General features: G+C 66.1%; 17 protein-coding genes. 8 read left to right on the top strand and 9 right to left on the bottom strand.

Annotation, left to right across the window (positions count from 1 at the left end):
• The first annotated feature begins 45 nt into the window (after positions 1–45).
• The 7 genes from TNMX_RS03085 (at position 46) to acnA (ending at position 10,824) form a co-directional block, all read left to right on the top strand.
• A complete protein-coding gene (locus TNMX_RS03085) occupies positions 46–480 on the top strand; it encodes a MarR family winged helix-turn-helix transcriptional regulator (protein WP_038029398.1) in 435 nt (144 codons plus the stop codon).
• On the top strand, positions 473–1,741 hold the full coding sequence (locus TNMX_RS03080; protein WP_038029396.1) for a TolC family protein: 1,269 nt from the start codon (positions 473–475) through the stop codon (positions 1,739–1,741). The genes TNMX_RS03085 and TNMX_RS03080 overlap by 8 nt, the downstream gene beginning before the upstream one ends.
• Positions 1,738–2,706: a TolC family protein gene (locus TNMX_RS03075; RefSeq protein ID WP_038029394.1), complete on the top strand. Its 969-nt coding sequence runs from the start codon at positions 1,738–1,740 to the stop codon at positions 2,704–2,706. Before TNMX_RS03080 ends, TNMX_RS03075 begins: the two co-directional genes overlap by 4 nt.
• 10 nt (positions 2,707–2,716) lie before the next feature.
• Entirely contained in the window at positions 2,717–3,904 is a 1,188-nt protein-coding gene (locus tag TNMX_RS03070) for an HlyD family efflux transporter periplasmic adaptor subunit (protein ID WP_156919410.1), read from the top strand.
• A complete protein-coding gene (locus TNMX_RS03065) occupies positions 3,901–7,200 on the top strand; it encodes an efflux RND transporter permease subunit (protein WP_038029385.1) in 3,300 nt (1,099 codons plus the stop codon). The genes TNMX_RS03070 and TNMX_RS03065 overlap by 4 nt, the downstream gene beginning before the upstream one ends.
• A 3-nt stretch (positions 7,201–7,203) precedes the next feature.
• Positions 7,204–7,956 carry an alpha/beta hydrolase gene (locus tag TNMX_RS03060; protein ID WP_038029383.1) on the top strand — a complete coding sequence of 251 codons (753 nt, stop codon included), beginning with the start codon at positions 7,204–7,206 and terminating at the stop codon, positions 7,954–7,956.
• Positions 7,957–8,118: 162 nt separating this feature from the next.
• Positions 8,119–10,824 carry an aconitate hydratase AcnA gene (acnA, locus tag TNMX_RS03055; protein WP_038029381.1) on the top strand — a complete coding sequence of 902 codons (2,706 nt, stop codon included), beginning with the start codon at positions 8,119–8,121 and terminating at the stop codon, positions 10,822–10,824.
• A gap of 61 nt (positions 10,825–10,885) precedes the next feature.
• On the opposite strand, the gene atpD is transcribed toward acnA, so the two are convergent.
• From atpD to TNMX_RS03010, 9 genes are read right to left on the bottom strand one after another with little or no spacing between them, the layout of a single operon-like run.
• A complete protein-coding gene (atpD, locus tag TNMX_RS03050) occupies positions 10,886–11,557 on the bottom strand; it encodes a V-type ATP synthase subunit D (RefSeq protein WP_038029379.1) in 672 nt (223 codons plus the stop codon).
• Positions 11,558–11,566: 9 nt separating this feature from the next.
• A complete protein-coding gene (locus tag TNMX_RS03045; protein WP_019550082.1) occupies positions 11,567–13,003 on the bottom strand; it encodes a V-type ATP synthase subunit B in 1,437 nt (478 codons plus the stop codon).
• An 11-nt stretch (positions 13,004–13,014) separates the two neighbouring features.
• Positions 13,015–14,751, bottom strand: a complete 1,737-nt coding sequence (locus tag TNMX_RS03040; RefSeq protein ID WP_038029376.1) for a V-type ATP synthase subunit A — start codon at positions 14,749–14,751, stop codon at positions 13,015–13,017.
• A gap of 12 nt (positions 14,752–14,763) precedes the next feature.
• A complete protein-coding gene (atpF, locus tag TNMX_RS03035) occupies positions 14,764–15,078 on the bottom strand; it encodes a V-type ATP synthase subunit F (RefSeq protein WP_172640102.1) in 315 nt (104 codons plus the stop codon).
• Between the two features lie 2 nt (positions 15,079–15,080).
• Complete coding sequence (locus TNMX_RS03030) at positions 15,081–16,052, bottom strand: V-type ATPase subunit (protein WP_038029374.1); 972 nt, start codon at positions 16,050–16,052, stop codon at positions 15,081–15,083.
• A 3-nt stretch (positions 16,053–16,055) separates the two neighbouring features.
• Entirely contained in the window at positions 16,056–16,622 is a 567-nt protein-coding gene (locus TNMX_RS03025) for a V-type ATP synthase subunit E (protein WP_038029372.1), read from the bottom strand.
• 55 nt (positions 16,623–16,677) lie between these two features.
• A complete protein-coding gene (locus tag TNMX_RS03020) occupies positions 16,678–16,977 on the bottom strand; it encodes an ATP synthase subunit K (RefSeq protein WP_038029369.1) in 300 nt (99 codons plus the stop codon).
• A 12-nt stretch (positions 16,978–16,989) separates the two neighbouring features.
• Positions 16,990–18,948, bottom strand: coding sequence for a V-type ATP synthase subunit I (locus tag TNMX_RS03015; protein WP_038029366.1), 1,959 nt, complete (start codon positions 18,946–18,948; stop codon positions 16,990–16,992).
• A complete protein-coding gene (locus tag TNMX_RS03010; RefSeq protein ID WP_015716774.1) occupies positions 18,945–19,259 on the bottom strand; it encodes a V-type ATPase subunit subunit G family protein in 315 nt (104 codons plus the stop codon). The genes TNMX_RS03015 and TNMX_RS03010 overlap by 4 nt, the downstream gene beginning before the upstream one ends.
• Positions 19,260–19,360: 101 nt before the next feature.
• Between TNMX_RS03010 and TNMX_RS03005 the strand changes: the two genes are divergently transcribed.
• Positions 19,361–20,506 (top strand): class I SAM-dependent rRNA methyltransferase, encoded by a 1,146-nt coding sequence (locus TNMX_RS03005; protein WP_038029362.1) that lies wholly within the window; start codon positions 19,361–19,363, stop codon positions 20,504–20,506.
• The last annotated feature ends 393 nt before the right edge of the window (positions 20,507–20,899 follow it).

Below are 20,899 nucleotides of genomic sequence, written 5' to 3'. Positions count from 1 at the left end.
GGCACGCCCTTGTTTTTCCTTGATTTGCATGTATAGTTGAAGAGTATGAAGGGTCCCCCTGCTCCCCTGGTGGAGGAGCTCTCGCGGCTAGGGTATGCCTTGATGCGCCTTCTCCTCGCCCGGGCCAAGGAAACCTTTGCCCAAGAAGGCCTCTCCCTCCTCCAGGCGGAGGTACTCCGCCTGGTGAAGGAGGGGATCCAGCTTCCCTCCCGCCTGGCGGAACACCTCGAGGTCCTTCCCTCCCAGGTTTCCCACCTCCTTGCCTCCTTGGAGGAAGCCGGCCTCCTGAGGCGCCAGCCCGACCCCGAGGACCGCCGCAGGGTGCTCCTGCGCCTCACCCCCAAGGGAGAGGCCGTGCACAAGCGCCTACAGGAAGCCTGGCTTCAGGCCTACGGGCAGCACCTGGCCCGGCTCAGCCCAAAGGAGCTCCTCCTTTTCCGCGACCTCCTGCGCAAGCTCACGGAGGTGGAAGGTGGCTAAAGCCCTCGCCCTCCTCCTCTTTCTCCTCCCCGCATTGGCCCAGGGGGCGCTGAGTCCCCTCAAGGACCACCCCCTGGCCCGGCAGGCCCAGGCCCTCTTGCAGGCTGCCGCCAAGGCCCTCGAGGCCCAGGCTTCCCCCTTAGCCCTCAATGTGCAGGGAAACTACGCCCGCTTGGGATACGAGTGCACTCCTCCCTCCCTCTGCCAAAGCCTGCCCGCCACAGGGGGAAGCCTCACCCTGGCCCTGGTCCTTACTCCATTCCCCTTCGGGGACGTGCAGGACAGCCTGGAACGGGCCCGGATCGCCTACCGAAGAGCGGAACTCGGCTACCGCAAGGTCCTTACTGCCCTGCAAACCCAGGCGGTGGCCGCATACGGACGCTACCAGCTGGCCCTCTTGGGGGAAAAGCTGGCCCAAAAGGAAGTAGAACTGGCCCAGGCAGCCCTGGAGGCAGCTCGGAAACGCCAGGCCAACCCCAAGGAGCTCAGGGAGGCGGAACTTGCCCTGAAGGAAGCGGAAAACCGCCTCCTGGAGGCCCAGAGGAACGTGGAACTGGCCAGGAAGGGAGCGGAGGGGCTGGTAGACCTCACCAAGCCCCTTCCCGAGATCCCCCCACCCCAAGGCACCACGCCCCTCTCCCTGGAGGAAGCCCGCCTGAGCCTGGAGGAAGCCAGGATCGCCCACATGAGCGCCCTCCGCACCCTCTTCCCCGAGGTCAAGGCCAGCTACCTCCTCTACCCGAGCGGGAACGACACCCTGGCCCTGAGCCTTTCCAGCCGGACCCTGCAACCCACCCTGGCCTACACCCGGCAGGATCCCGCGCAAAGGCCCACCAGCCTACCCGGAGGGGGTAGCTACCGCACCCTGGAGGAAATGAGGCTCTCCTTTTCCCTCACCCTCTCCCCGGGTCTTTTCGCCGCCCTGGAGGCCGCAGAGGCCCAGGTGCGGGGGGCGGAGGAAGCCCTAAAGGCAGCCGAAAGACAAGCCCGGCTTCAGGAAGAGACCCTGAATAACTCCCTGAAAACCCTGAGGACGTCCCTGGAGCTAGCCCGCCTCCGCCTCGAGGCCCAGGAAAGGACCCTGGCGGAAACGAAAAAGCGCCTGGAACTGGGCCTGGAAAGCCCCCTGGCCCTGTTGCAGGCGGAGCTTTCCCTTGCCCAGGCGGAACTGGCCCTGGCCCAGGCGGAAAGCGACCTGAGAACCAAGTGGATGGAGCTTTACCAGTTCTACGGCGAACTCCTACCGGAGGTGACCCCATGAGAAAAAACGCCCTAGCCTTACTCGTGCTTCTGGCTCCTGGCTTAGCCCAGCCCCTCCCCGAGGCCCTGAAAAAGGCACCGGAGGTGGCGGCGGTGGTCACGGCCCGCTTGGACTACCAAACCAAGCAAAAAGACCTCGCCCGCACCCTCCAGGACCCCTTGCGCACGGCCTTGGCCGAGTTGCAAGCGCGCCAGGCCAGGGATCTGGCCGAGGCCAGGTTCAAACGGGCCCTGGCCCAGACGGAAAGCGAGATCGTTTCCGCCTACACCCAGGCCTATGAAGCCCTCCTGCAGGTGGATCTGGCGGAAAAGGCGGTGGAGGTGGCCGAGCTGGGACTCAAGGCCACGGAGATCCGCCTCAAGGGAGGCGGGGCCACCAGCCTGGACCTCCTGGAGGCGCAAAACCGGCTTCTGGAGGCCAGGAAGAACCTGGAGCTGGCCCAAAGGGGACGGGATACCGCCCTGGCCGCCTTGGCGAACCTGGTGGGGGATTGGAAGCCGGAAGGCGTCAAGGAGCTGCCAGCCCTCCCCGAGGAGAAGCTGGTGGAAACCCTTCTTCAGGAGCACACCGACCTCCTGCAGCTGAAGCAGTCCCTGGCCCTTCTCCGCTTCCAGCGGGGTCTCTTGGACGAAAGCTTCGTCCCAAGGAAGGAGATCGAGGCCCTGGAGGACCAGATCCAAACCCTCGAGGCCAACCTGGCCAACCTGGAGCGCTCCCTAAGGCTGGGCCTGGAGGCCAGGTACCGCCAGCTATCCCCCCTCCTGCAAGGGGTGAAAACGGCGGAGGAAGCTTACCGGGCAGCCCAGGAGCGCTACCGCGCCGAGGAGAAGCGCTTCCAGGCCGGCCTCACCAGCCGGTTAGGCCTTCTACAACAGGAACTCGCCCTCAAGCAGGCGGCGCTTTCCCTGGAGCAGGCCAAGCACGCCTACCTGAAGGCTTACTACAGCCTTCTGGCGAGCCGCTAAGGAGGAAACCATGCGCCCGATGGCAAGCCTTGCCCTAAGCCTCATCCTCCTCAGCGCCTGCACCCCCAAGGAGGCCAAAGCCCCCGAGGCCCCTCCCACCCCTACCCTGGCCACGGAGGTGCGCACCGTGCGGGCCCAGTCTGGAATCCTCGAGCGGGAGGTGCGGGCCTCCGCCACCTTGCAGGCGGAAAAGGAGAGCCTGGTGGCAGCAGGCGCCTCCGGCCGGGTCCTGCGAACCCTTCCCGCCGGCACCCGGGTGCAGTCGGGGGAAGGCGTGGTCCACCTGGACCCAGCTCCCTTCCAGGAGGCCTTAGAGGCCGCCAGGCTTAACCTAAAACAAGCCGAGGCCAACCTGGAGCGCGCCCGAAACCAGCTTGCGGGAAACCGGGCCACCCTCAAGGCCCAGCTCCAGGCGGCAGAAGCCCAGCTTCAGGCGGCCAAGAAGCGCTACGAGGAAGGCCAGGCCTTGCTTTCGGCGGGGGCCTTGGCCCCATTGGACCTCAAGGCCCTCGAGGCCCAGTACCGCCAAGCGGAAAGCAACTACCAGAACGCCCTCGAGGCCCTATCCCGCCTGGAGCGAAGAGAGGACCTCCGGCTTCTTGAGCTTCAGGTGGAGGCCGCCCGGCTCCAGGTGCGCCAGGCGGAAAGGAACCTCAAGGAAAACACGGTGCGGGCCCCCTTCGCCGGGGAGGTGGTGGAGGTCTTCGTAAGGGAAGGGGAGTTCGTGGGAACGGGAAACCGGGCCTTCCGGTTGGCCACCACGGACCGCCTTTTGGCCAAGGTCTACCTCCCTCCCGACCAAGCCAGCGCCCTCACTCCAGAAACACCCTTCCTCCTCAGGCAAAACGGGCGGGAGGTACGGGCACGCCTCCTGCGCAAGACGGACCTCCCGGGGCAGACCCGCCTGGTGGAGGTGGTCCTGAAGCCGGAAGACACCCTGCTCCCGGGTCCCGCCGAGGTGCGCTACCGGGTGAAGCTGGCCGAAGGCTTCCTCATCCCCGCAACGAGCCTCCAGGTCCAGGAGGGGGAAACCCTGGTCTACCAGGTGAAGGAGGGGAAGGCGAGAAAAACCCCCGTGCGCCTTCTCGCCCAAGAAGGCGGACAAGCGGCGGTGGAGGGCCTTGACGAGGGTGCCGAGGTCATCCATCCCGTGCCCGTGGGCCTCAAGGATGGGGATCCCGTGGAGGTGGTTCGGTGAGGACCAACCCCCTGGTGGCCTTCTTCGTGGAGCGGTTCGTCTTCGCCACCGCCATCTTCGTGGGCCTGGTCCTGGTGGGTCTGCTCCTGGGCCTTGGACTTGGGGTGGAGCTCCTGCCCCGCTTCAGCGTGCCCGTGGTGGCGGTTTCCACCAGCTACCCCGGGGCCGGTCCCGAGGAGGTGGCGGAGCAAGTATCCAAACCCCTCGAGGACGCCCTTTCCACCCTAAGCGGGGTGGACACCATCGGAAGCAGCTCCACCGAGGGCTTCAGCCTGGTCTTTGTCCAGTTCCAGCAAGGGGTGGACGTGGACCGGGTAGCGGTGGAGGTGAGCCAGAAGGTGGCCGCCGCCCGGGCCCTGCTTCCCAAGGATGCCTCGCCCCCCGTGGTGCAGAAGTTTGACCCCTCGGCAAGCCCCATCCTCTACGTGGCCCTGGAGGCGCCCGGGGAGGATCTCTCCCAGGTGTTGCGCTACGCCGAGCGAACCCTAAAGCCCCGCCTCCAGCTGGTGCCGGGGGTGGCGGACATCCGCCTCACCGGGGCGCCCAAGCGGGCCATCCGGGTCTACCTGGACCCAGGTCGCCTCGAGGCCTTAGGGGTAGCCCCCGGCCAGGTGGTGCAGGCGCTTTCCACCTCGGCCCTGAACCTGCCCTTGGGAAGCCTCACCGAGGGGGAAAAGCGCCTGGTCTACACCCTGCGCAACACCCCTGCCACCGCCGAGGAGGTGGCTTATTTGGTCCTGGATCCCTCCCGGGGCCTCAGGATCCGCGACGTGGCCCGGGTGGAGGAACGGGCGGAGGAGCCCAGCACCCTAAACCGCCTGAACGGCCGCCCCGCCGTCCTCCTGGCGGTGGTGAAGACCCCCGACTCCAACGCCGTGGCCGTGGCGGACGGGGTCAAAAAGACCCTAGCGGAAACCAAACTCCCCGCAGGCTACCGGGCGGAGATCGCCCTGGACTCCACCCGCTTTATCCGGGCCGCCGTTTTGGACACGGTGCGGGAGGCCTTCCTGGCTGCCTTGGCGGTGTCCTTGGTGGTGCTGGTCTTCTTGGGGAAGCTGAACTCCGTCTTCTCCGTGATCCTGGCCATCCCCATCACCCTCTCCGGAGCCATCCTCCTCTTCGGCCTTCTGGGCTTCACCTACAACCTGATCAGCCTCCTCGCCCTCACCGTGGCGGTGGGCATCGTGGTGGACGACTCCATCGTGGTGGCGGAGAACATCGACCGCTACCGGCGCATGGGGTACGGCCTCAAGGAAGCGGTGCTGAAGGGAGCCAGCGAGGTTTCCGTGGCGGTGGCCGCCGCCACCCTGAGCCTTCTCGCGGTATTCCTCCCCATCAGCTTCCTCCCGGGCATCATCGGCCAGATCTTCCAGCAGTTCGGCCTTGGGATGGCCGCCGCCATCGCCGTGAGCTGGCTGGAGGCCCTCCTCTTCCTCACCGTGCGCCTGGCCTACTTCCCGGACCCCGAGCCCCCAAGCCCCAAGGAAGCCCTCCTGGCCCTACGCCTCCTGCCCCAGGACCTCCGCTTCGCTTACCGAAGGGGCTTCCGCACCCCAGTGGGCCTTCTCCTCGGAGCCCTGGCCGCCTTCCTCCTCTACCGGCAGGGGCCCCTTTGGCTTCTCCTCCTTCCCCTGTACCCCGCCCTCCTCGGCCTCGGGCGCTACCTGGGCCGCTTTTTCCTGGACCTGGCGGGAGCCCTCACCCACCTCCTCCACGCCAGCTCCGAGGCCTTGATGCACCGCCTCACCGAGGCCTACGCCCGAAGCCTTGGCCAGGTCCTAAGGCGGCCTTGGGTGGTCCTGGGCCTCGCCACCCTGGCCTTCCTCTCCCTCTTCCCCATCCTGCCCAGGATCCCCTTCAACTTCACCCCCCGCTCCGACACCGGGGTCCTCACCGCCACCTTGCTCCTGCCCAAGGACACCCCCCTGGCGGTCTCCGACCGGGCGGCAAGGGCCCTCGAGGCCTACTTCCTCTCCCACCCGGCGGTGAAGCGGGTGGTCACCACCGTGGGGGCCAGCGCCACCGGCGGGGCCCAGGTGGGGGACCCCAGCCGGGTGCAGCTCCAGATCGTCCTGAAACCCAAGAACGAGCGCCAGGACATCTTCACCCTCACCGAGGTCTTCAACCGCCAAGGACGGGAGGCCCTTAAGGACTTCCCTGGGGCCGACCTGCGGGTCCTGGCCCAGACCGGCCCTGAGGCCGGGGATGCGGACCTGCAGTTTTTCGTCACCAGCCCCGACCGGGCCCTTTTGGAGGAGCGGGTGAGGGAGATCACCCAGCTGATTGCGGAAAAACCCTATGTCCTCAACGTGAAGAACACCCTCGAGGCCACCCAGCGGGAACGGGTCTTCGTGCCGGATCCTGCCCGGCTTTCCGGCACCGGCCTCACCCCCCTCGACGTGGCCCAGACCCTGCGCCTTTACCTCTCGGGCAGCCAGGCGGCCACCGCCAGGAGGGGCGGCGAGGAACTGGCCATCGTGGTCCAGGTGGATCCCCTACGCCTCGGGGGCGAGTCCGACCTCCTCTCCCTGCCCATCTACGCCCCTGCCCAGGGAGCCTTCCTGCCCCTGGGAAGCCTGGGGCGGTTCGTGGAGCGGCCGGGGCCCACCCTGATCTCGAGGCGCAACCAAGCCTACGCCGCCGGCATCAACATCAACCTGAAGCGGGATGCCCCCGGGACCTTCCAGATCCAAAGGGAGCTGGAGGCGGAGCTCCAGTCCAACGGGCTCCTGGGCGATGGGGTGGAGCTTCTGGCCACGGGCCTGGGTAGCTTCACTGGGGAACTGGCCCGGCTGGCCCCCCTGGCCTTCGCCCTGGCCCTGGTGCTCAACTACCTGGTCATCGCCAGCCAGTTCAACGCCTGGCGCTACCCCCTTTACCTCCTCCTCCCCGTTCCCTTAGCCTTGGTGGGGGCCTTCTGGCTCACCTACCTTTTGGGAACCGGCCTGGACGTGATCAGCGTGCTGGGGGTGGTGATGCTCATTGGTCTGGTCACCAAAAACGCCATCCTCCTCCTGGACTTCGCCGTAAGGCGTATGCGGGAAAAGCCCTTAAGGGAAGCCCTGGTGGAGGCGGCCCGGCTCCGCTTAAGGCCGATCCTCATGACCACCCTCACCGTGCTCATCATCAGCCTGCCCCTGCTCCTGGGCACCGGGGAAGGGGCGGAGTACCGCAGGCCTCTAGGGGTGATCATCCTGGGGGGGCTTCTTTCCTCTACCCTCCTCACCCTCTTCGTGGTGCCCGCGGCCTTCTACGCCTTTGAAGGGCGAAGGGCCCAGGAAGCGATCCTGAGGTGATCCATGAGCGCCAAAAAGCTCCTTCTCCTCTTTCTGGTGGCGGCCTTCCTCATCGCCCTGGCCGTGGTTGGGGTGGCCCACTACTTCCTCAGGCCCTTAAAGGCGGAGGCCGTGGCCCAGGAAGCTTTGAAGCAAGCTGGCCTCGAGGTGCGGGAGGCTTCTTACGGCCTAGAGCTCATCCCCAAAGCCCCCAAGGCCCTTTTGGCCTTCTACCCTGGGGCCCGGGTGGAGCCCTTGGCCTACGCCCCGGTCCTGGCCCCGGTGGCGGAGGCGGGGTACCTGGTGGTCCTTTTGAAGGTTCCCTCGGGCATCGCCCTCCTGGGAAAGGAAAGGGCCCTGGAGGCCCACCGGGCCCATTCCGGGCTCCCTTGGGTGGGGGGCGGGCACAGCCTAGGCGGGGTGGCGGCGGCAGAGCTGGCCGCCTCGGAAGGGCTTCCCCTCATCCTCTTCGCCAGCTACCCGGAAAAGGATCTTTCCCAGGAAAACCTTCCCGTCCTGGCCCTTTTCGGCACGGAAGACGGCCTCCTCCCCCCGGAAAAAGCCCGGGAGAAGGCCCGGCTCCTTCCCAAAAACGCCCGGGTGGTCTTCGTGGAAGGGCTGAACCATGCGGGCTTTGGCGCCTACGGCCCCCAGAAGGGGGACCGGCCCGCCCGAAGGCCCCGGGAAGCCCTATGGCGGGAGATCCAGGAGGAGGTCCTGCTTTTCTTGGAGGGCCTGGGCCTGGACGCCCCTCCCCCGCCCCAGGCCCACCGCTGAGGGCCAAGGTGGTATAGTGGAAAAAGCCGGGGCGGGCGCCCCCCCTCGGAACACTTCCCCCCAAAACCCACACCCGTCCGAAACCCTGGCTTTGGCGCCCGGGTACCGGGGTTTGCGACCCGCTGGGTGTGGTTTGGAAAGGGGGAAGGGAAAGGAGCAACCATGAAGGATAGCTTCCAAACCCTTAAGACCCTTAACACCCCAAGCGGCACCTACGCCTACTTTGACCTCACGGAACTGGAAAGGAAAGGGATTGCCGAGGTAAGCCGCCTTCCCTTCTCCATCCGCATCATGCTGGAAAGCCTCCTCAGAAACGAGGACGGCTACCAGGTAACCCGTGAGGACATCGAGGCCCTGGCCCGCTGGACCCCTGAGCCGGGGGAGATCAACGTGCCCCTGAAGCTGGCCCGGGTCATCCTCCAGGACTTCACCGGGGTACCGGCGGTGGTGGACCTGGCCGCCATGCGGGATGCCGTGGCCGAGCGGGGCGGGGACCCCAAGCGCATTAACCCCGTGGTGCCCGCCGACCTGGTCATCGACCACTCCGTGCAGGTGGACGCCTTCGGCACCGCGTACGCCTTCTTCTACAACGTGGAGAAGGAATACGAGCGGAACCGGGAGCGCTACCTGCTCCTCAAGTGGGCCCAGGGAGCCCTGGAAAACTTCCGGGTGGTGCCCCCCGGCACCGGCATCGTCCACCAGGTGAACCTGGAGTACCTGGCCAAGGTGGTGATGACCAAGGAGGAAGGGGGCCTCACCTTAGCCTTCCCCGACAGCCTGGTGGGCACCGACAGCCACACCACCATGGTGAACAGCCTCGGGGTTCTGGGCTGGGGCGTGGGGGGCATCGAGGCCGAGGCGGTGATGCTGGGCCAGCCCTACTACATGCTGGCCCCCAAGGTGGTGGGCTTCAAGCTCTACGGGGAGCTTCCCGAGGGAGCCACCGCCACTGACCTGGTCCTGACCATCACCGAGATCCTCCGCAAGCACGGGGTGGTGGGCAAGTTCGTGGAGTTCTATGGGCCTGGGGTGGCCAAGCTTTCCCTGGCGGACCGGGCCACCATCGCCAACATGGCCCCCGAGTACGGGGCCACCATGGGCTTCTTCCCGGTGGACGAGGAAACCCTAAACTACCTGAGGCTCACGGGCCGCCCGGAGGAGCTCATCGCGTTGGTGGAGGCCTACACCAAGGCCAACGGGCTTTTCCGCACGCCTGAGGCGGAGGAACGGGTGCGCTACTCCGAGTACCTGGAGCTGGACCTCTCCACGGTGGAACCCTCCCTGGCCGGCCCCAAGCGGCCCCAGGATCGGGTGGCCCTCAAGGAGGTAAAGCAGAGCTTCCTGGCCCACCTCACCAAGCCCGTGAAGGAAAGGGGCTTCGGGCTCACCCCGGACCAGCTGAACAAGAAGGTGCTGGTGAAGCGCCAGGACGAGGAGTTTGAGCTCACCCACGGCTCCGTGGTCATCGCCGCCATCACCAGCTGCACCAACACCTCCAACCCCACGGTGATGCTGGGAGCCGGGCTTTTGGCCAAGAAGGCGGTGGAAGCGGGCCTGGACACCAAGCCCTGGGTGAAGAGCTCCTTGGCCCCGGGTTCCAAGGTGGTCACCGACTACCTGGAGGCCAGCGGGCTCCTTCCCTTCCTCGAGGCCCTGCGCTTCCACGTGGTGGGCTACGGGTGCACCACCTGCATCGGCAACTCCGGCCCCCTGCCCGAGGACATCGCCAAGGCGGTGGAGGAGGGGAACCTGGTGGTGGCCGCCGTCCTCTCCGGCAACCGCAACTTTGAAGGGCGCATCAACCCCCACGTGAAGGCCAACTACCTGGCGAGCCCCATGCTGGTGGTGGCCTACGCCCTGGCGGGCCGCATGGACATCGACTTCACCACGGAGCCCCTGGGCTATGACCCCAACGGCAAGCCTGTCTACCTCAAGGACATCTGGCCCTCCATGGAGGAGATCCGGGAAGCCATGGCCAAGACCCTGGACCCCGAGCTCTTCAAGAAGGAGTACGCCCGGGTCTTCCAGGGGGACGAGCGCTGGCAGGCCCTGCCCGCCCCCACGGGGGAACTCTTCGGCTGGGATCCCGAGAGCACCTACATCCAGAAGCCTCCCTTCTTCCAGAACTTGGGCCAGCACCAGGTGGGGGACATCCGGGGAGCCCGGGTGCTCCTGGTCCTGGGGGATTCCGTGACCACCGACCACATCTCCCCCGCCGGGGCCATCCCGGTGAAAAGCCCGGCGGGCCAGTACCTGATCTCCAAGGGGGTCAAACCCGAGGACTTCAACTCCTACGGTTCCCGGCGCGGCAACCACGAGGTGATGATGCGGGGCACCTTCGCCAACATCCGCATCAAGAACCTGATGCTGGATGGGGTGGAGGGGGGCTACGCCAAGAAGCTTCCCGAGGGAGAGGTGGACTTCGTCTACCACGTGGCCATGCGTTACCAAGAGGAGGGCACCCCCCTTCTGGTCATCGCCGGCAAGGAGTACGGCACCGGCTCTAGCCGCGACTGGGCCGCCAAGGGTACCTTCCTTTTGGGCATCAAGGCGGTGCTGGCCGAAAGCTTTGAAAGGATCCACCGCTCCAACCTGGTGGGGATGGGGGTCCTGCCCCTGGAGTTCCTGCCGGGCGAGAACCGGGAAACCCTGGGCCTAACCGGCTACGAGGTCTACGACATCCTGGGCCTCGAGGACCTCACCCCCCGCAAGAAAGTGGAGGTGGTGGCCAGGAAGGAGGACGGCACGGAGGTTCGCTTCCAGGCCATCGCCCGCCTGGACACCCCGGTGGAGGTGGACTACTACAAGAATGGCGGCATCCTCCAGACCGTGCTCCTCAACATGCTGAAGGAGGCGAAGACCCAGTAGGGAAGCGCACAAGGCCCCGGGTCATGACCCGGGGCCTTTTTTCTACCCCTCTAGGAAGGTGCTAAAGCCCGGCCCCAATCTCCAGCTGGGGGTTGGGGCGGCTTCCCTCCGCTTCCGCCTCCCGGGCCTCGATCTTGCCCTTGATGCGCTTTAGCCGGAAGGTATCCTCCCGCTCCCGCTGCTCCAGAACCTGCTGGATGAATCGGATCTGGGATCGGATCCCGGGGATCACCACCTGCTCCAGGGCGTTCACCCGTCGGGTGGTCTTCTTGATCTCCTCCCCGATCTTCTTCAGGCGGGTTTCCGTGTTGGCCACCTGGATCAAGGCCTCGGCGTATCGGCGGAAGGCTCGGGCGGCTTCCAGGGTGTAGGCCGGGGTGCCCACCGGGGAGAGCAAGGCCCCATCGGGGAAGGTGGCCTTGAGCCTCGGCACCTTGCTTCCCCAGACGTTTTCCACCTCCGCCTCCACCTCCTCGAGGGGCCTCACCCCCAAGGCGGCGGCGGAAACACTCTCCGGCCCGTCAAAGGCCTGGGCGAGAAGCAAGGCCCCATAGGCTTCCTGCGCCGCCTGGTTCAGGGCCTTGCGGGCCTCCAAGGCCTCCCTTACCAGGCCGAAGAACTCCGCCACCAAGGCATCCCGCTTCTTCTTGAGGAGGTCCACCCCCTTCTGCGCCAGGCGCATCTGGCCGCGCCGTTGCAGAAGGTTCATGCGGGTGGGGCTTACCTGGCTCATCTAACCTCCTTAGTCCAGGGCTTGGGGAGCACCCCAGATCTCTTCCAGCTTCTGCCCGTAGTACTTGCCGATATGGTCCTTGGAAATCCGCTTGAGCTCCCCCTGGGGCAGCATGGAAAGAAGCGCCCAGGCGATCTGCAGGCTCTCCTCAATGGAGCGGTTCTGCTGGCCCTGGTTGATGAAGTGCTTCTCAAAGGCGTCGGCGAACTGCAAGTAGCGGCGGTCGTTCTCGGTGAGGGCGTCCTCGCCGATGATGGCCACCAGCTTGCGGATGTCCACCCCGTTGGCGTAGGCGGAGTAGAGCTGGTCGGAAACCTGCTTGTGGTCCTCCCGGGTCTTGCCCTTGCCCACGCCGTTGTTCATGAGCCGGGAAAGGGAGGGCAGGGGGTCGATGGGCGGGTAGATGCCCTTGCGGTGGAGCTCCCGGGAAAGCTGGATCTGCCCCTCGGTGATGTAGCCGGTGAGGTCGGGAATGGGGTGGGTGCGGTCGTCGTCGGGCATGGAGAGGATGGGAATCTGGGTCACGGAGCCCTTCTTGCCCACCACCACCCCGGCTCGCTCGTAGATGGTGGCCAGGTCCGTGTACATGTAGCCCGGGTAACCGCGCCGGCCCGGGATCTCCTCGCGGCTCGCCCCGATCTCCCGCAGGGCCTCGCAGTAGTTGGTCATGTCCGTGAGGATGACCAGCACGTGGTAGTCGTGCTCAAAGGCCAGGTACTCGGCCACGGTGAGGGCCATGCGGGGGGTGAGGATGCGCTCGATGGTGGGGTCGTCCGCCTTGTTCAGGAAGAGCACGGAGCGGCTTAAGGCCCCGGTGCGCTCGAACTCCTGGATGAAGTAGGAGAGCTCCCGCTGGGTGATGCCCATGGCGGCGAAGACCACGGCGAAGGGCTCCTCCTTCTCCCCTTCCCCCGAGAGGTCGGGGCGCACCGTGGCCTGACGAGCGATCTGGGCCGCAATCTCGTTGGCGGGAAGGCCCGAGCCCGAGAAGATGGGAAGCTTCTGTCCCCTCACCAGGGTGTTCATCACGTCGATGGTGGAGATCCCCGTCTGGATGAACTCCTCAGGCTTCCTGCGGGCCACGGGGTTCAGGGGAAGGCCCACGATGGGAAGCCGCTTCTCCGGGGTGATGGGGGGCAGGCCGTCGATGGGCTTGCCGATCCCGTTGAAGCGCCGGCCCAGCATCTCCTTGGAAACCCCGAGCCGGGCCACATCCTCCACCAGGCTCACGCTGGTGGTGGCCAGATCCAGCCCCGTGGTCTCCTCAAACACCTGGATGACCGCATACTCCTCGGAAACCTCGATCACCTGGCCGCCGCGCACCCGGCCCGTGCCGTCCTTGATGTCCACGATGGCGCCGTAGGCCAGGTCCTTGGCGTTCTCCACGAAGAGGAGAGGTCCCGAGATGTAGGTGATGCCCGTGTATTCCTTCTTAAGAAGATCCATCCTTCCCTCCCCTAGGCCAAGGCCTTGAAGGCTCCCTCGATCTCCCGCATGGCTTCCTCAAAGTAACGGGGGAAGTCCTGCTCGCTCACGTAGCGGGCCCGGCCGATGCGCTCGATCACCGGGAGCTGCAGGATCTCGTCCACGGTAACCCCCCGCCGGATGGCCGCCTCAGCCTCCTTGTAGAGGCTCAGGATCATCTTCATGATGCCGTAGGCCTTCTGCATGGAGCAGTAGGCGTCGATCTCGTGGAAGGCGTTCTGCTGCAGGAAATCCTCGCGGATGATCCGCCCCACCTCGATGACCAGGCGCTCGGCATCCTGGAGGGCGTCGGGACCCACCAACTGCACGATCTCCTGCAGGCCCGCTTCCCTCTGCAGGAGCTCGGAGATGGCGTCGCGAAGCTCAGGGTAGTCGGGGGCCACGTGCTCCCGATACCAGGGGTCCAGGGCCGGGGTGAAGAGGGAGTAGGACCCGTTCCAGTTGATGGCCGGGAAGTGGCGCCGGAAGGCCAAGGAGGCATCCAGCCGCCAGAAGGCCCCCACGATGCGCAGGGTGGACTGGGTGACGGGCTCGGACATGTCGCCGCCAGGAGGGGAAACTGCCCCCACGATGGTGATGGCTCCCTCCTCGCCCCCCAGGGTGACCACCTTGCCGGAGCGCTCGTAGAAGGCGGCCAGACGGGCAGCCAGGTAAGGAGGGTAACCCTCTTCCGCGGGCATCTCCTCGAGGCGGCTGGAAATCTCCCGCAGGGCCTCGGCCCAGCGGCTGGTGGAGTCCGCCATGAGGGCCACGGAGAAGCCCTGGTCGCGGAAGTACTCGGCGATGGTGACGCCCACGTAAATGCTGGCCTCGCGGGCGGCCACGGGCATGTTGGAGGTGTTAGCGATGAGCACCGTGCGGTGCATCAAAGGCCCTCCGGTCTTGGGGTCGGTGAGCTCGGGGAACTCCACCAAGACGTCGGTCATCTCGTTCCCCCGCTCCCCGCAACCCACATAGACCACCACGTCGGCGTTGGACCACTTGGCCAGGGCCTGCTGGGTCACGGTCTTGCCGCTACCAAAGGGCCCGGGGATGGCTGCGGTGCCCCCCATGGCCACGGGGAAGAGGACATCCAGGATGCGCATCCCCGTGAGGAAGGGGGTGTTGGGGTCCAGCTTGCGCTGGACGGGGCGGGCCCGACGCACCGGCCAGGTGTGGTACATCTTGAGCTCGGTGCCGTCCTCCAGGACCACCACCGGTTCCTCCACCGTGTACTCCCCGGCGGGCTTCACCTCCTTGACCCGGCCCTTCACATCCGGGGGCACCAGGATCTTGTGGGTGAAGTTGAACTCCGGCACGGTGCCCAGGACCATGCCCCCCTTCACCTCATCCCCCGGCTTGACCTTTGGGGTCCAGGCCCACTTCTTCTCCCGGTCTAGGGGATGCACCACCACCCCCCGGGTGATGTAGATCCCGGTCCGTTCCTGGATGCGCTCCAGAGGGCGCTGGATGCCGTCGTAGATGCCATTCAGCATCCCGGGGCCGAGCTCCACCGCCAAAGGAAGGCCCGTGGACACCACGGGTTCCCCCACCTTGAGGCCCGAGGTATCCTCGTAAACCTGGACGAAGGCGGTATCCCCGTCCAGGCGGATGATCTCCCCCACCAGGCCCTCGTGGCCCACCTTGCAGATGTCGTACATGCGGGCTCCGGTCATGCCCTTGGCAATCACCGCCGGGCCCGCAATCTTCTGGATCACGCCCTGGATCATCGTCCCTCCATTCTACAGCTTGATGTCAAAGCCTATGGTCCTCTTGACCAGCTCCCGCATGTACCCCTCCACATCGGGGTTCTGGAAGGCTTCCTTCAACCCGGCTATGGGCAGGAGCACGGGAAGGTCCTTGCCCCGCATGAGCCGCTCCACCGCCTTTTCCGGCTCCGGCAAAAGCCCCTGGTCCACGGCCACCAGGGCGTACCCCCCGGCCTGGACCAGGTTTTCCAGCCGGGCCCGGGCCTCCTCTGCCGAGGTGGCGGCGTAGGCCTCGAGGCCCGCCAGCCTAAACCCCTGCGCCGCCTCGGGGTCGGCGATCACGGCGATCCTCATGAGCAGACCACCTCCTCCTCCACCTGGGCCCGGGGAAGCCCGAAGTAGGCCCGCCTGGCCAGGAGCCTAAGCCGCACGGCCTCCCACTCCCGCTCCTTCACATAGGCCAGCACCAATCCCACGCCCAGGGGGTCGGCGGCTCCCTTCCTGGCCTCCTTCAGGAGGAGGCACCTGAGCCGCCTTTCCAGGGTCTTGAGGTCCCGGGCGCCCGCTAAGGGGGCGAAGGGAGTGCCGGAGAGTTCGTCCAAAACGGCGTAATCCCCCTCGAGGAGCCGGGCGAAGCGGACCCTGTCCACGAACCGCCCACCCCGTATGAAGACGGTTTCCACCGGCACATCCTGCCCCTGGAGCTTGAAGGCGGTGCGCAGGTTCTCCGCATCCACCTCGAGGGCTAGGTAATCCCTCAAGGCCGTCTCCTCCAGGGCCTTAGAAGCCTTGGCCACCCCTTCAAAGAAGCGCTTGGCCAAAAGGGCCTCGATGCGCGCCAGATCCTGGGTTTCCCGGAGCACCGACCTTAAGGCCCGGGCCAGGGGATGGCCGGGCACGGAAAGCACCTGGGCCATCCCCGCCGCATCCTGGGCCTCGTAGGCCTGCCGCCAAAGGGCTTCCTTTAAGGTACCCGGGAGAAGCACCACCTCCTCAAAGGGCTTCCCCGTGGCCTTGGCCCGGAGAACGGCCTGGAGGTTGGTGAGATCGTTCCTGAGGAGGAGAAGCCGCACCGCCTCCCGAGCCTCCCCCGTGACCAACCCCGCCAGGTCCCCCACCAACCGGGCCTGGGTGAGGGCAATGGCCCGGTCCACCTCAGGAAGGCCCTGGCCGGCCAGGTCCTGGCCGTAGACGCTCTCGGAAAGCAGGCGCAGGAAATCGGGATAGGAAAGGTCCAAGGCCTCCTGGAAGAAGCTCTCCTTGAGGAGGGTGCTCCTCCTGGCCCGCACCCGGGCGTTTAGGTAGCCGAAGTCGTCCGCCATGTCCTAGCCCCACACCACCTGGGCCACCTTGGAGGAAAGGGCATCCCAGGCCCGTTCCAGACGGCTTAACAGGGCGTTCTCCACCTGGGTCCTGCCCCCCTTGCCGATGGCCCTCACCCCAAGGCGCAAGGCAGGGTCGGCCCTAAGCTCCAGGCCCCGCTCCCGCGCCAGACCCTCGAGGTGCGGAAGATTGTCCGGATGGGAGGCCAGGGCCTCGGGCTCGCCCAAGGCCGCAAGGGCCTCCTCGGCCAGTTTCCGCAACACCTGAGGCCAGTCGGGGCTATCCGGCAAGGCCCTGAGCGCCTCCTCCACCTTGGCCTTCACCTGGGAGAGCACCTCCCCCTTGGCCTCGGTACGGGCTGTGGCCAGGAGGAGTTCCCCGGCGCTTTCTGCCCGGCGGATGGCGGCCTGCAGGCCGGCCTCGAGGGCCCGCTTTCTGGCGGAAAGCAACCCCTCCGCCTTGACCTTGGCCTCGGACCTCAAGGCCTCCGCCTTGGCCTTGGCCTCTTGCAGGACGGCCTGGATCTCCGCCTCCACCTCCTGGCTCAAAATGGCTTCCAGTTTGGACATCTGCCCTCCTTGGAAAAAGGCCCCACCCCACAAGGGGCAGGGCCCTCAAAACCCCTTACAGCTTGCCGTTCAGGATGAAGGCGATGAGAAGGCCGAAGATCACCAGCGTCTCGGGCAAGAGGAGGAAGATCAGGGCGGTACCGAAGTTGCTCCGGTCCTCGGCGATGGCCCCCACGCCCGCCGCACCGATGCGGGCCTGGGCCACACCGGTGCCCAAAGCCGCCAGGCCTACCGCCAGGCCCATCCCCACGGCGATAAGGCCTCGGTCCAAGCCCCCGGAGGCCGCCGCCTCCTCCGCCGCAAAAGCCAGAGCGCCGAAAACCGCCACCAGAACCGTAACCAGAAGCTTCTTCATCTCTTTCCCTCCCTAAAGCGTCTCGCGGACGCTCTTGAACGGCCGGTAAGGCCTGCCGTTCTCCTCGTAGAAACCGAACTTGGTGAAGAACTCCACCCAGATAAGACGGATGGGCTGGAGCATGTGGCCCAGGGTGGTGAGAAGCAGGATCAGGAGATGCAAAACCCCCGCCACCCCAATGCCCAGGAGCACGCCCAGAAGCCCGATCCGCTCCGCCAGGGCGAAGCCCACATCGGTGAGAAGACCCGCCAGGATACCCCCAGCAGCCCCCACCGCATAGATACGGATGTGGGAGAGGATGTGCCCCGCCTGGGTGAAGATCTCCGGGATCATGAGCCACATACGGCTCATGAGAACCGCAAGCAAGAACACGCCAAAGCCCAGGTACATGAGCCCGGAAAGCCACCCGGCCTGGAGGTTCCCCAGGTACCCCGCCGCCAGGGCCAGGATGCCCACCAAGCCTCCCAGGTACCCCACGCCCTCCCAGAAGTGGCCCATGTGGTGGTGCTTCAAACCCAGGTAGGCCCTCAAGGCCAGGCCCCAGAAGACCATGACCACCCCAAAGGCCACGGAAAGGAGGATGAGCTGGTTGGCGGTCTTGGCCGTGTCGATGCGGGGAATGAGGATGGGGATGAGACCCGGGTGCTCGGGGGTGCCAAACACCCCCAGGTGCTCCAGGAAGGTGCCGAAGAACTCCCCGTAGACGAAGCCCCAGACCACCGTCCAGAAGACCATCCAGTTAAGGATGTAGACCAGCTTCCCGATGACGGCGGGCTTGAGCCTCAGGGCGAAAAGGTCGATGACCAGAGGCTCATTCCGTTTCACGAACCCGGAAAGCCAGCGCCCGAGGAGCAGGAAAAGAAGGGCATACCCTATGTCCCCCACGATCATGCCAAACCAGAAGGGGAAGAAGAGGGGCACCACCGGGGTGGGGTCCAGGGAGCCGTACTTGGGGGTGTTGAGGAAGCTCACCAGAAGCTCGAAGGGCTTGACCCAAGGAGGGTTGTCCAGGGCCACGGGTACCCGATCCGCCTCGTGGTGCTCGTCCACCGGCTCAAAGGCGTAGATCACCTGGTCCTTGTGGCGGGCCAAGGCCTCCTCCACCCGGCCCTTGGCCTTCACCGGCACGTAGCCCAAAAGGGCGAAGCCGAACCGGCCCGAGGCCAGCTCCTCCAAGGCCTTAAGCCGGGCCGCCTCGTCCTTGGCCCTGGTCCAGAGGCTTTGCAGGGTAGAGGCTGCCTCCTGGGCCAGCCGGTAAAGGGCCTGGCGCACCTCGGAAAGCTCCTTGGGAGCAGCCTCGGCCCGCTCCTTCAACCGGCGGGTGGCCTCGCTTAGGGGAAGATCCCCGAAGTTGCCAGGGAGGCGGAGCTCCGCCACCCCGGCCCGGGAGAGGGCAGCCTTGGCCGCCTCGAGGTCCTTCCGGTGCACCACAAGAAGCCCGGCAACCCCTTTGGAGTAGGACTCGCTGGCCAGGATGAACCGGTCCTCCAGGGCCTTTTTCAAGGCCTCCTCCACCAGGGGAAGCTCCTTTTCCGTGATCAAAAAGGGCACCACCCGGAAGAGGGCGCTTCGGTCCAGTCCCTGGGCCATGCTGGCAAGCTTCTCCAAGGGTTCCAGGTAGGCCTGGGCCAGGGCAAGCTCCTCCTCCAGCTCCTGCTTCTGCCGGGCAAGGCCCTCAGCGTGGGCCTGGATGGGGGAAAGGGCCTTTTCCGCCGCCTCTAGCCCATCGGGGAAGGGCCTTGCGGGCTCCATCTCCCGGCCCAGGAGGGTGAGGGTATGCTCGGCTCCCGCCGCCACCCCCTCCCAGCGCCTGAGTTCCTCCCGCTCCTCCTGGGAAAGCCTGTACTCGGCAAGCTCCTCCACCCGGAGGGTTTCCAGGTGGACCACCCCCGCCTGCTGGAGGCTGTGGAGAAGCTCCTGGGCCTTGGCCTTGGGCCCGGCCAGGACCAGCTTCTCCATGGGGGCGATCACGGCAAAACCTCCTTAAGAACCAGGGCCACGGCCTCCTCCAACCGGGCCCCTGCTTTCTCCTTTACCGCCTTAGCCTCGGCCTCCGCCTGGGCCCGGTAGCGGGCCAGGATGGCCTCCGTTTCCTTGGCCTCCCGTTCCCGGTACTCGGCCTCCAGGGCCTTAGCCTTGGCCTCGGCCTCCTCCAGAAGGGCCCTGGCCTCCGCCTCGGCCTGCCCCACCAGGGCCTCGGCCTCCTTCTTGGCGGCCTCGAGGCGGGCCAGCAGCTCCCTTTCCTTTTCCGCCAGGCTCTTGATAAGTCCCAGGCCTCCCATCGCCCCTCCCTTCGTGAAAAGATGCGCAAACTGCGCCTGCCGGATAGGATACCGGCCTTTGGGGCAAACGTCAACCAACCCCGCTTAAGTATACTTAAGCGATGCGGATTCTCGTCAACGAAAAAGGAGCCCAGCGCCTACTGGCCCGGCACCTTTGGGTCTTTCGCCGCGATGTGATTTCGGGCCCCGAGGAGCCGGGCCTTTACCCCGTTTACTGGGGCAAGCGTTTTCTGGCCCTAGCCCTCTTCAACCCCACCAGCGACCTAAGCGTGCGGGCCTACCACTTCCGACCCGCAAGGGACCCGGCGGAGGCGCTTCTGGACAACCTGGACAAAGCCTTGGCCCGGCGCCTCCCCGCGCTGGAAAAGGAGCCCGAAGGAGGCTTCCGCCTGGCCCACGCCGAAGGGGATTTCCTGCCGGGTCTGGTGCTGGACTACTACGCCGGCCACCTGGTTCTGCAGACCACCGCCTACGCCTGGGAAGCCCTCTTGCCCCAGGTGGCCGAGAGGCTCAAACCCCTGGCCAAAAGCCTCCTGGCCAAAAACGATGCCAGGGTCCGGGAACTCGAGGGCCTCCCCCTTTACGTCCGGCCCCTCCTGGGCCAGGCCCCCGAACGGGTAGCGGTGAAGGAGGGCCGGATACGCTACCTGGTGGACCTCACGGGAGGCCAGAAGACCGGGGCCTACCTGGACCAGCGCGACAACCGGATCCTTATGGAACGCTTCCGTGGGGAAAGGGCCCTGGACGTGTTCAGCTATGCGGGTAGCTTCGGCCTCCACCTAGCCCTGGGCTTCAAGGAGGTGATCAGCGTGGACAGCTCCGGCGAGGCCCTGAGGCAGGCGGAGGAAAACGCCAGGCTGAATGGGCTTACCCTCAAGACGGTGGAAGCCAACGCCTTCGACCACCTGAGGGCCCTGGAAAAGGCAGGGGAGCGGTTTGACCTCATCGTGCTGGACCCACCCGCCTTTGCCAAGGGGAAAAAGGATCTGGAAAGGGCCTACAGGGCCTACAAGGAGGTGAACCTCCGGGCCATCAAGCTCCTCAAGGAAGGGGGCCTGCTGGCCACCAGCAGCTGCAGCCACCACCTGACCGAGCCCCTCTTCTACCAGATGCTCGCCGAGGCCGCAGAAGACGCCCACCGCAGCCTGAGGGTGGTGGAGAAACGAGGGCAGGGATGGGACCATCCCATCCTCCTCAACCACCCTGAAACCCACTACCTGAAGTTCGCCCTTTTAGAAGTTCTCTGATCCGGGCCGCCAGGGCCTCGGGATCGGGTACGGGAAGGGGTACTCCCTCCCCGTTCTCCAGGTGGAGGACCAAAGCCCGTCTTCCCCGGGAAAAGGGCCCTGCTGGCCAGTAGGCCACCTCCACCTCCCGCACCCCCTCCAGGGGAATCCTGCGGCTGAAACCCAAGGGGGGTGAAGGCTCAGGTGACCGGGGAAAAGCCTTAACCGCCAGCCCTGCCTAAGCCGCCACCAGGGGTAAAGGAGAACCAGGGCAAGCCAGGAAGCCCCCCCGAGGACAAAGCCCGAAACCATAAGCCCCACCCCTGCCCAGAAAACCCAGGGGGAAAGGCCAGCGAAGGCCACCTCCAGGAGCATCCCCATCCATTATCCCCCAAGGCCACCCCGGGATAGACT

It is taken from the genome of Thermus sp. NMX2.A1, from assembly GCF_000511705.1.
In the GTDB taxonomy this organism is placed as follows: domain Bacteria; phylum Deinococcota; class Deinococci; order Deinococcales; family Thermaceae; genus Thermus; species Thermus scotoductus.
Note: the sequence above shows the minus strand (reverse complement) of the source record. Positions and strands in the feature narration are given on the sequence as shown.

What these genes read in the sequence shown, in the direction of transcription:
- TNMX_RS03030 (WP_038029374.1), bottom strand. Translation starts at nt 16,052, where the DNA reads ATGGCGGACGACTTCGGCTACCTAAACGCCCGGGTGCGGGCCAGGAGG.
- TNMX_RS03005 (WP_038029362.1), top strand. Translation starts at nt 19,361, where the DNA reads ATGCGGATTCTCGTCAACGAAAAAGGAGCCCAGCGCCTACTGGCCCGG.
- acnA (WP_038029381.1), top strand. Translation starts at nt 8,119, where the DNA reads ATGAAGGATAGCTTCCAAACCCTTAAGACCCTTAACACCCCAAGCGGC.
- TNMX_RS03075 (WP_038029394.1), top strand. Translation starts at nt 1,738, where the DNA reads ATGAGAAAAAACGCCCTAGCCTTACTCGTGCTTCTGGCTCCTGGCTTA.
- TNMX_RS03070 (WP_156919410.1), top strand. Translation starts at nt 2,717, where the DNA reads ATGCGCCCGATGGCAAGCCTTGCCCTAAGCCTCATCCTCCTCAGCGCC.
- atpD (WP_038029379.1), bottom strand. Translation starts at nt 11,557, where the DNA reads ATGAGCCAGGTAAGCCCCACCCGCATGAACCTTCTGCAACGGCGCGGC.
- TNMX_RS03010 (WP_015716774.1), bottom strand. Translation starts at nt 19,259, where the DNA reads ATGGGAGGCCTGGGACTTATCAAGAGCCTGGCGGAAAAGGAAAGGGAG.
- TNMX_RS03045 (WP_019550082.1), bottom strand. Translation starts at nt 13,003, where the DNA reads ATGGATCTTCTTAAGAAGGAATACACGGGCATCACCTACATCTCGGGA.
- TNMX_RS03060 (WP_038029383.1), top strand. Translation starts at nt 7,204, where the DNA reads ATGAGCGCCAAAAAGCTCCTTCTCCTCTTTCTGGTGGCGGCCTTCCTC.
- TNMX_RS03020 (WP_038029369.1), bottom strand. Translation starts at nt 16,977, where the DNA reads ATGAAGAAGCTTCTGGTTACGGTTCTGGTGGCGGTTTTCGGCGCTCTG.
- TNMX_RS03025 (WP_038029372.1), bottom strand. Translation starts at nt 16,622, where the DNA reads ATGTCCAAACTGGAAGCCATTTTGAGCCAGGAGGTGGAGGCGGAGATC.
- TNMX_RS03040 (WP_038029376.1), bottom strand. Translation starts at nt 14,751, where the DNA reads ATGATCCAGGGCGTGATCCAGAAGATTGCGGGCCCGGCGGTGATTGCC.
- TNMX_RS03085 (WP_038029398.1), top strand. Translation starts at nt 46, where the DNA reads ATGAAGGGTCCCCCTGCTCCCCTGGTGGAGGAGCTCTCGCGGCTAGGG.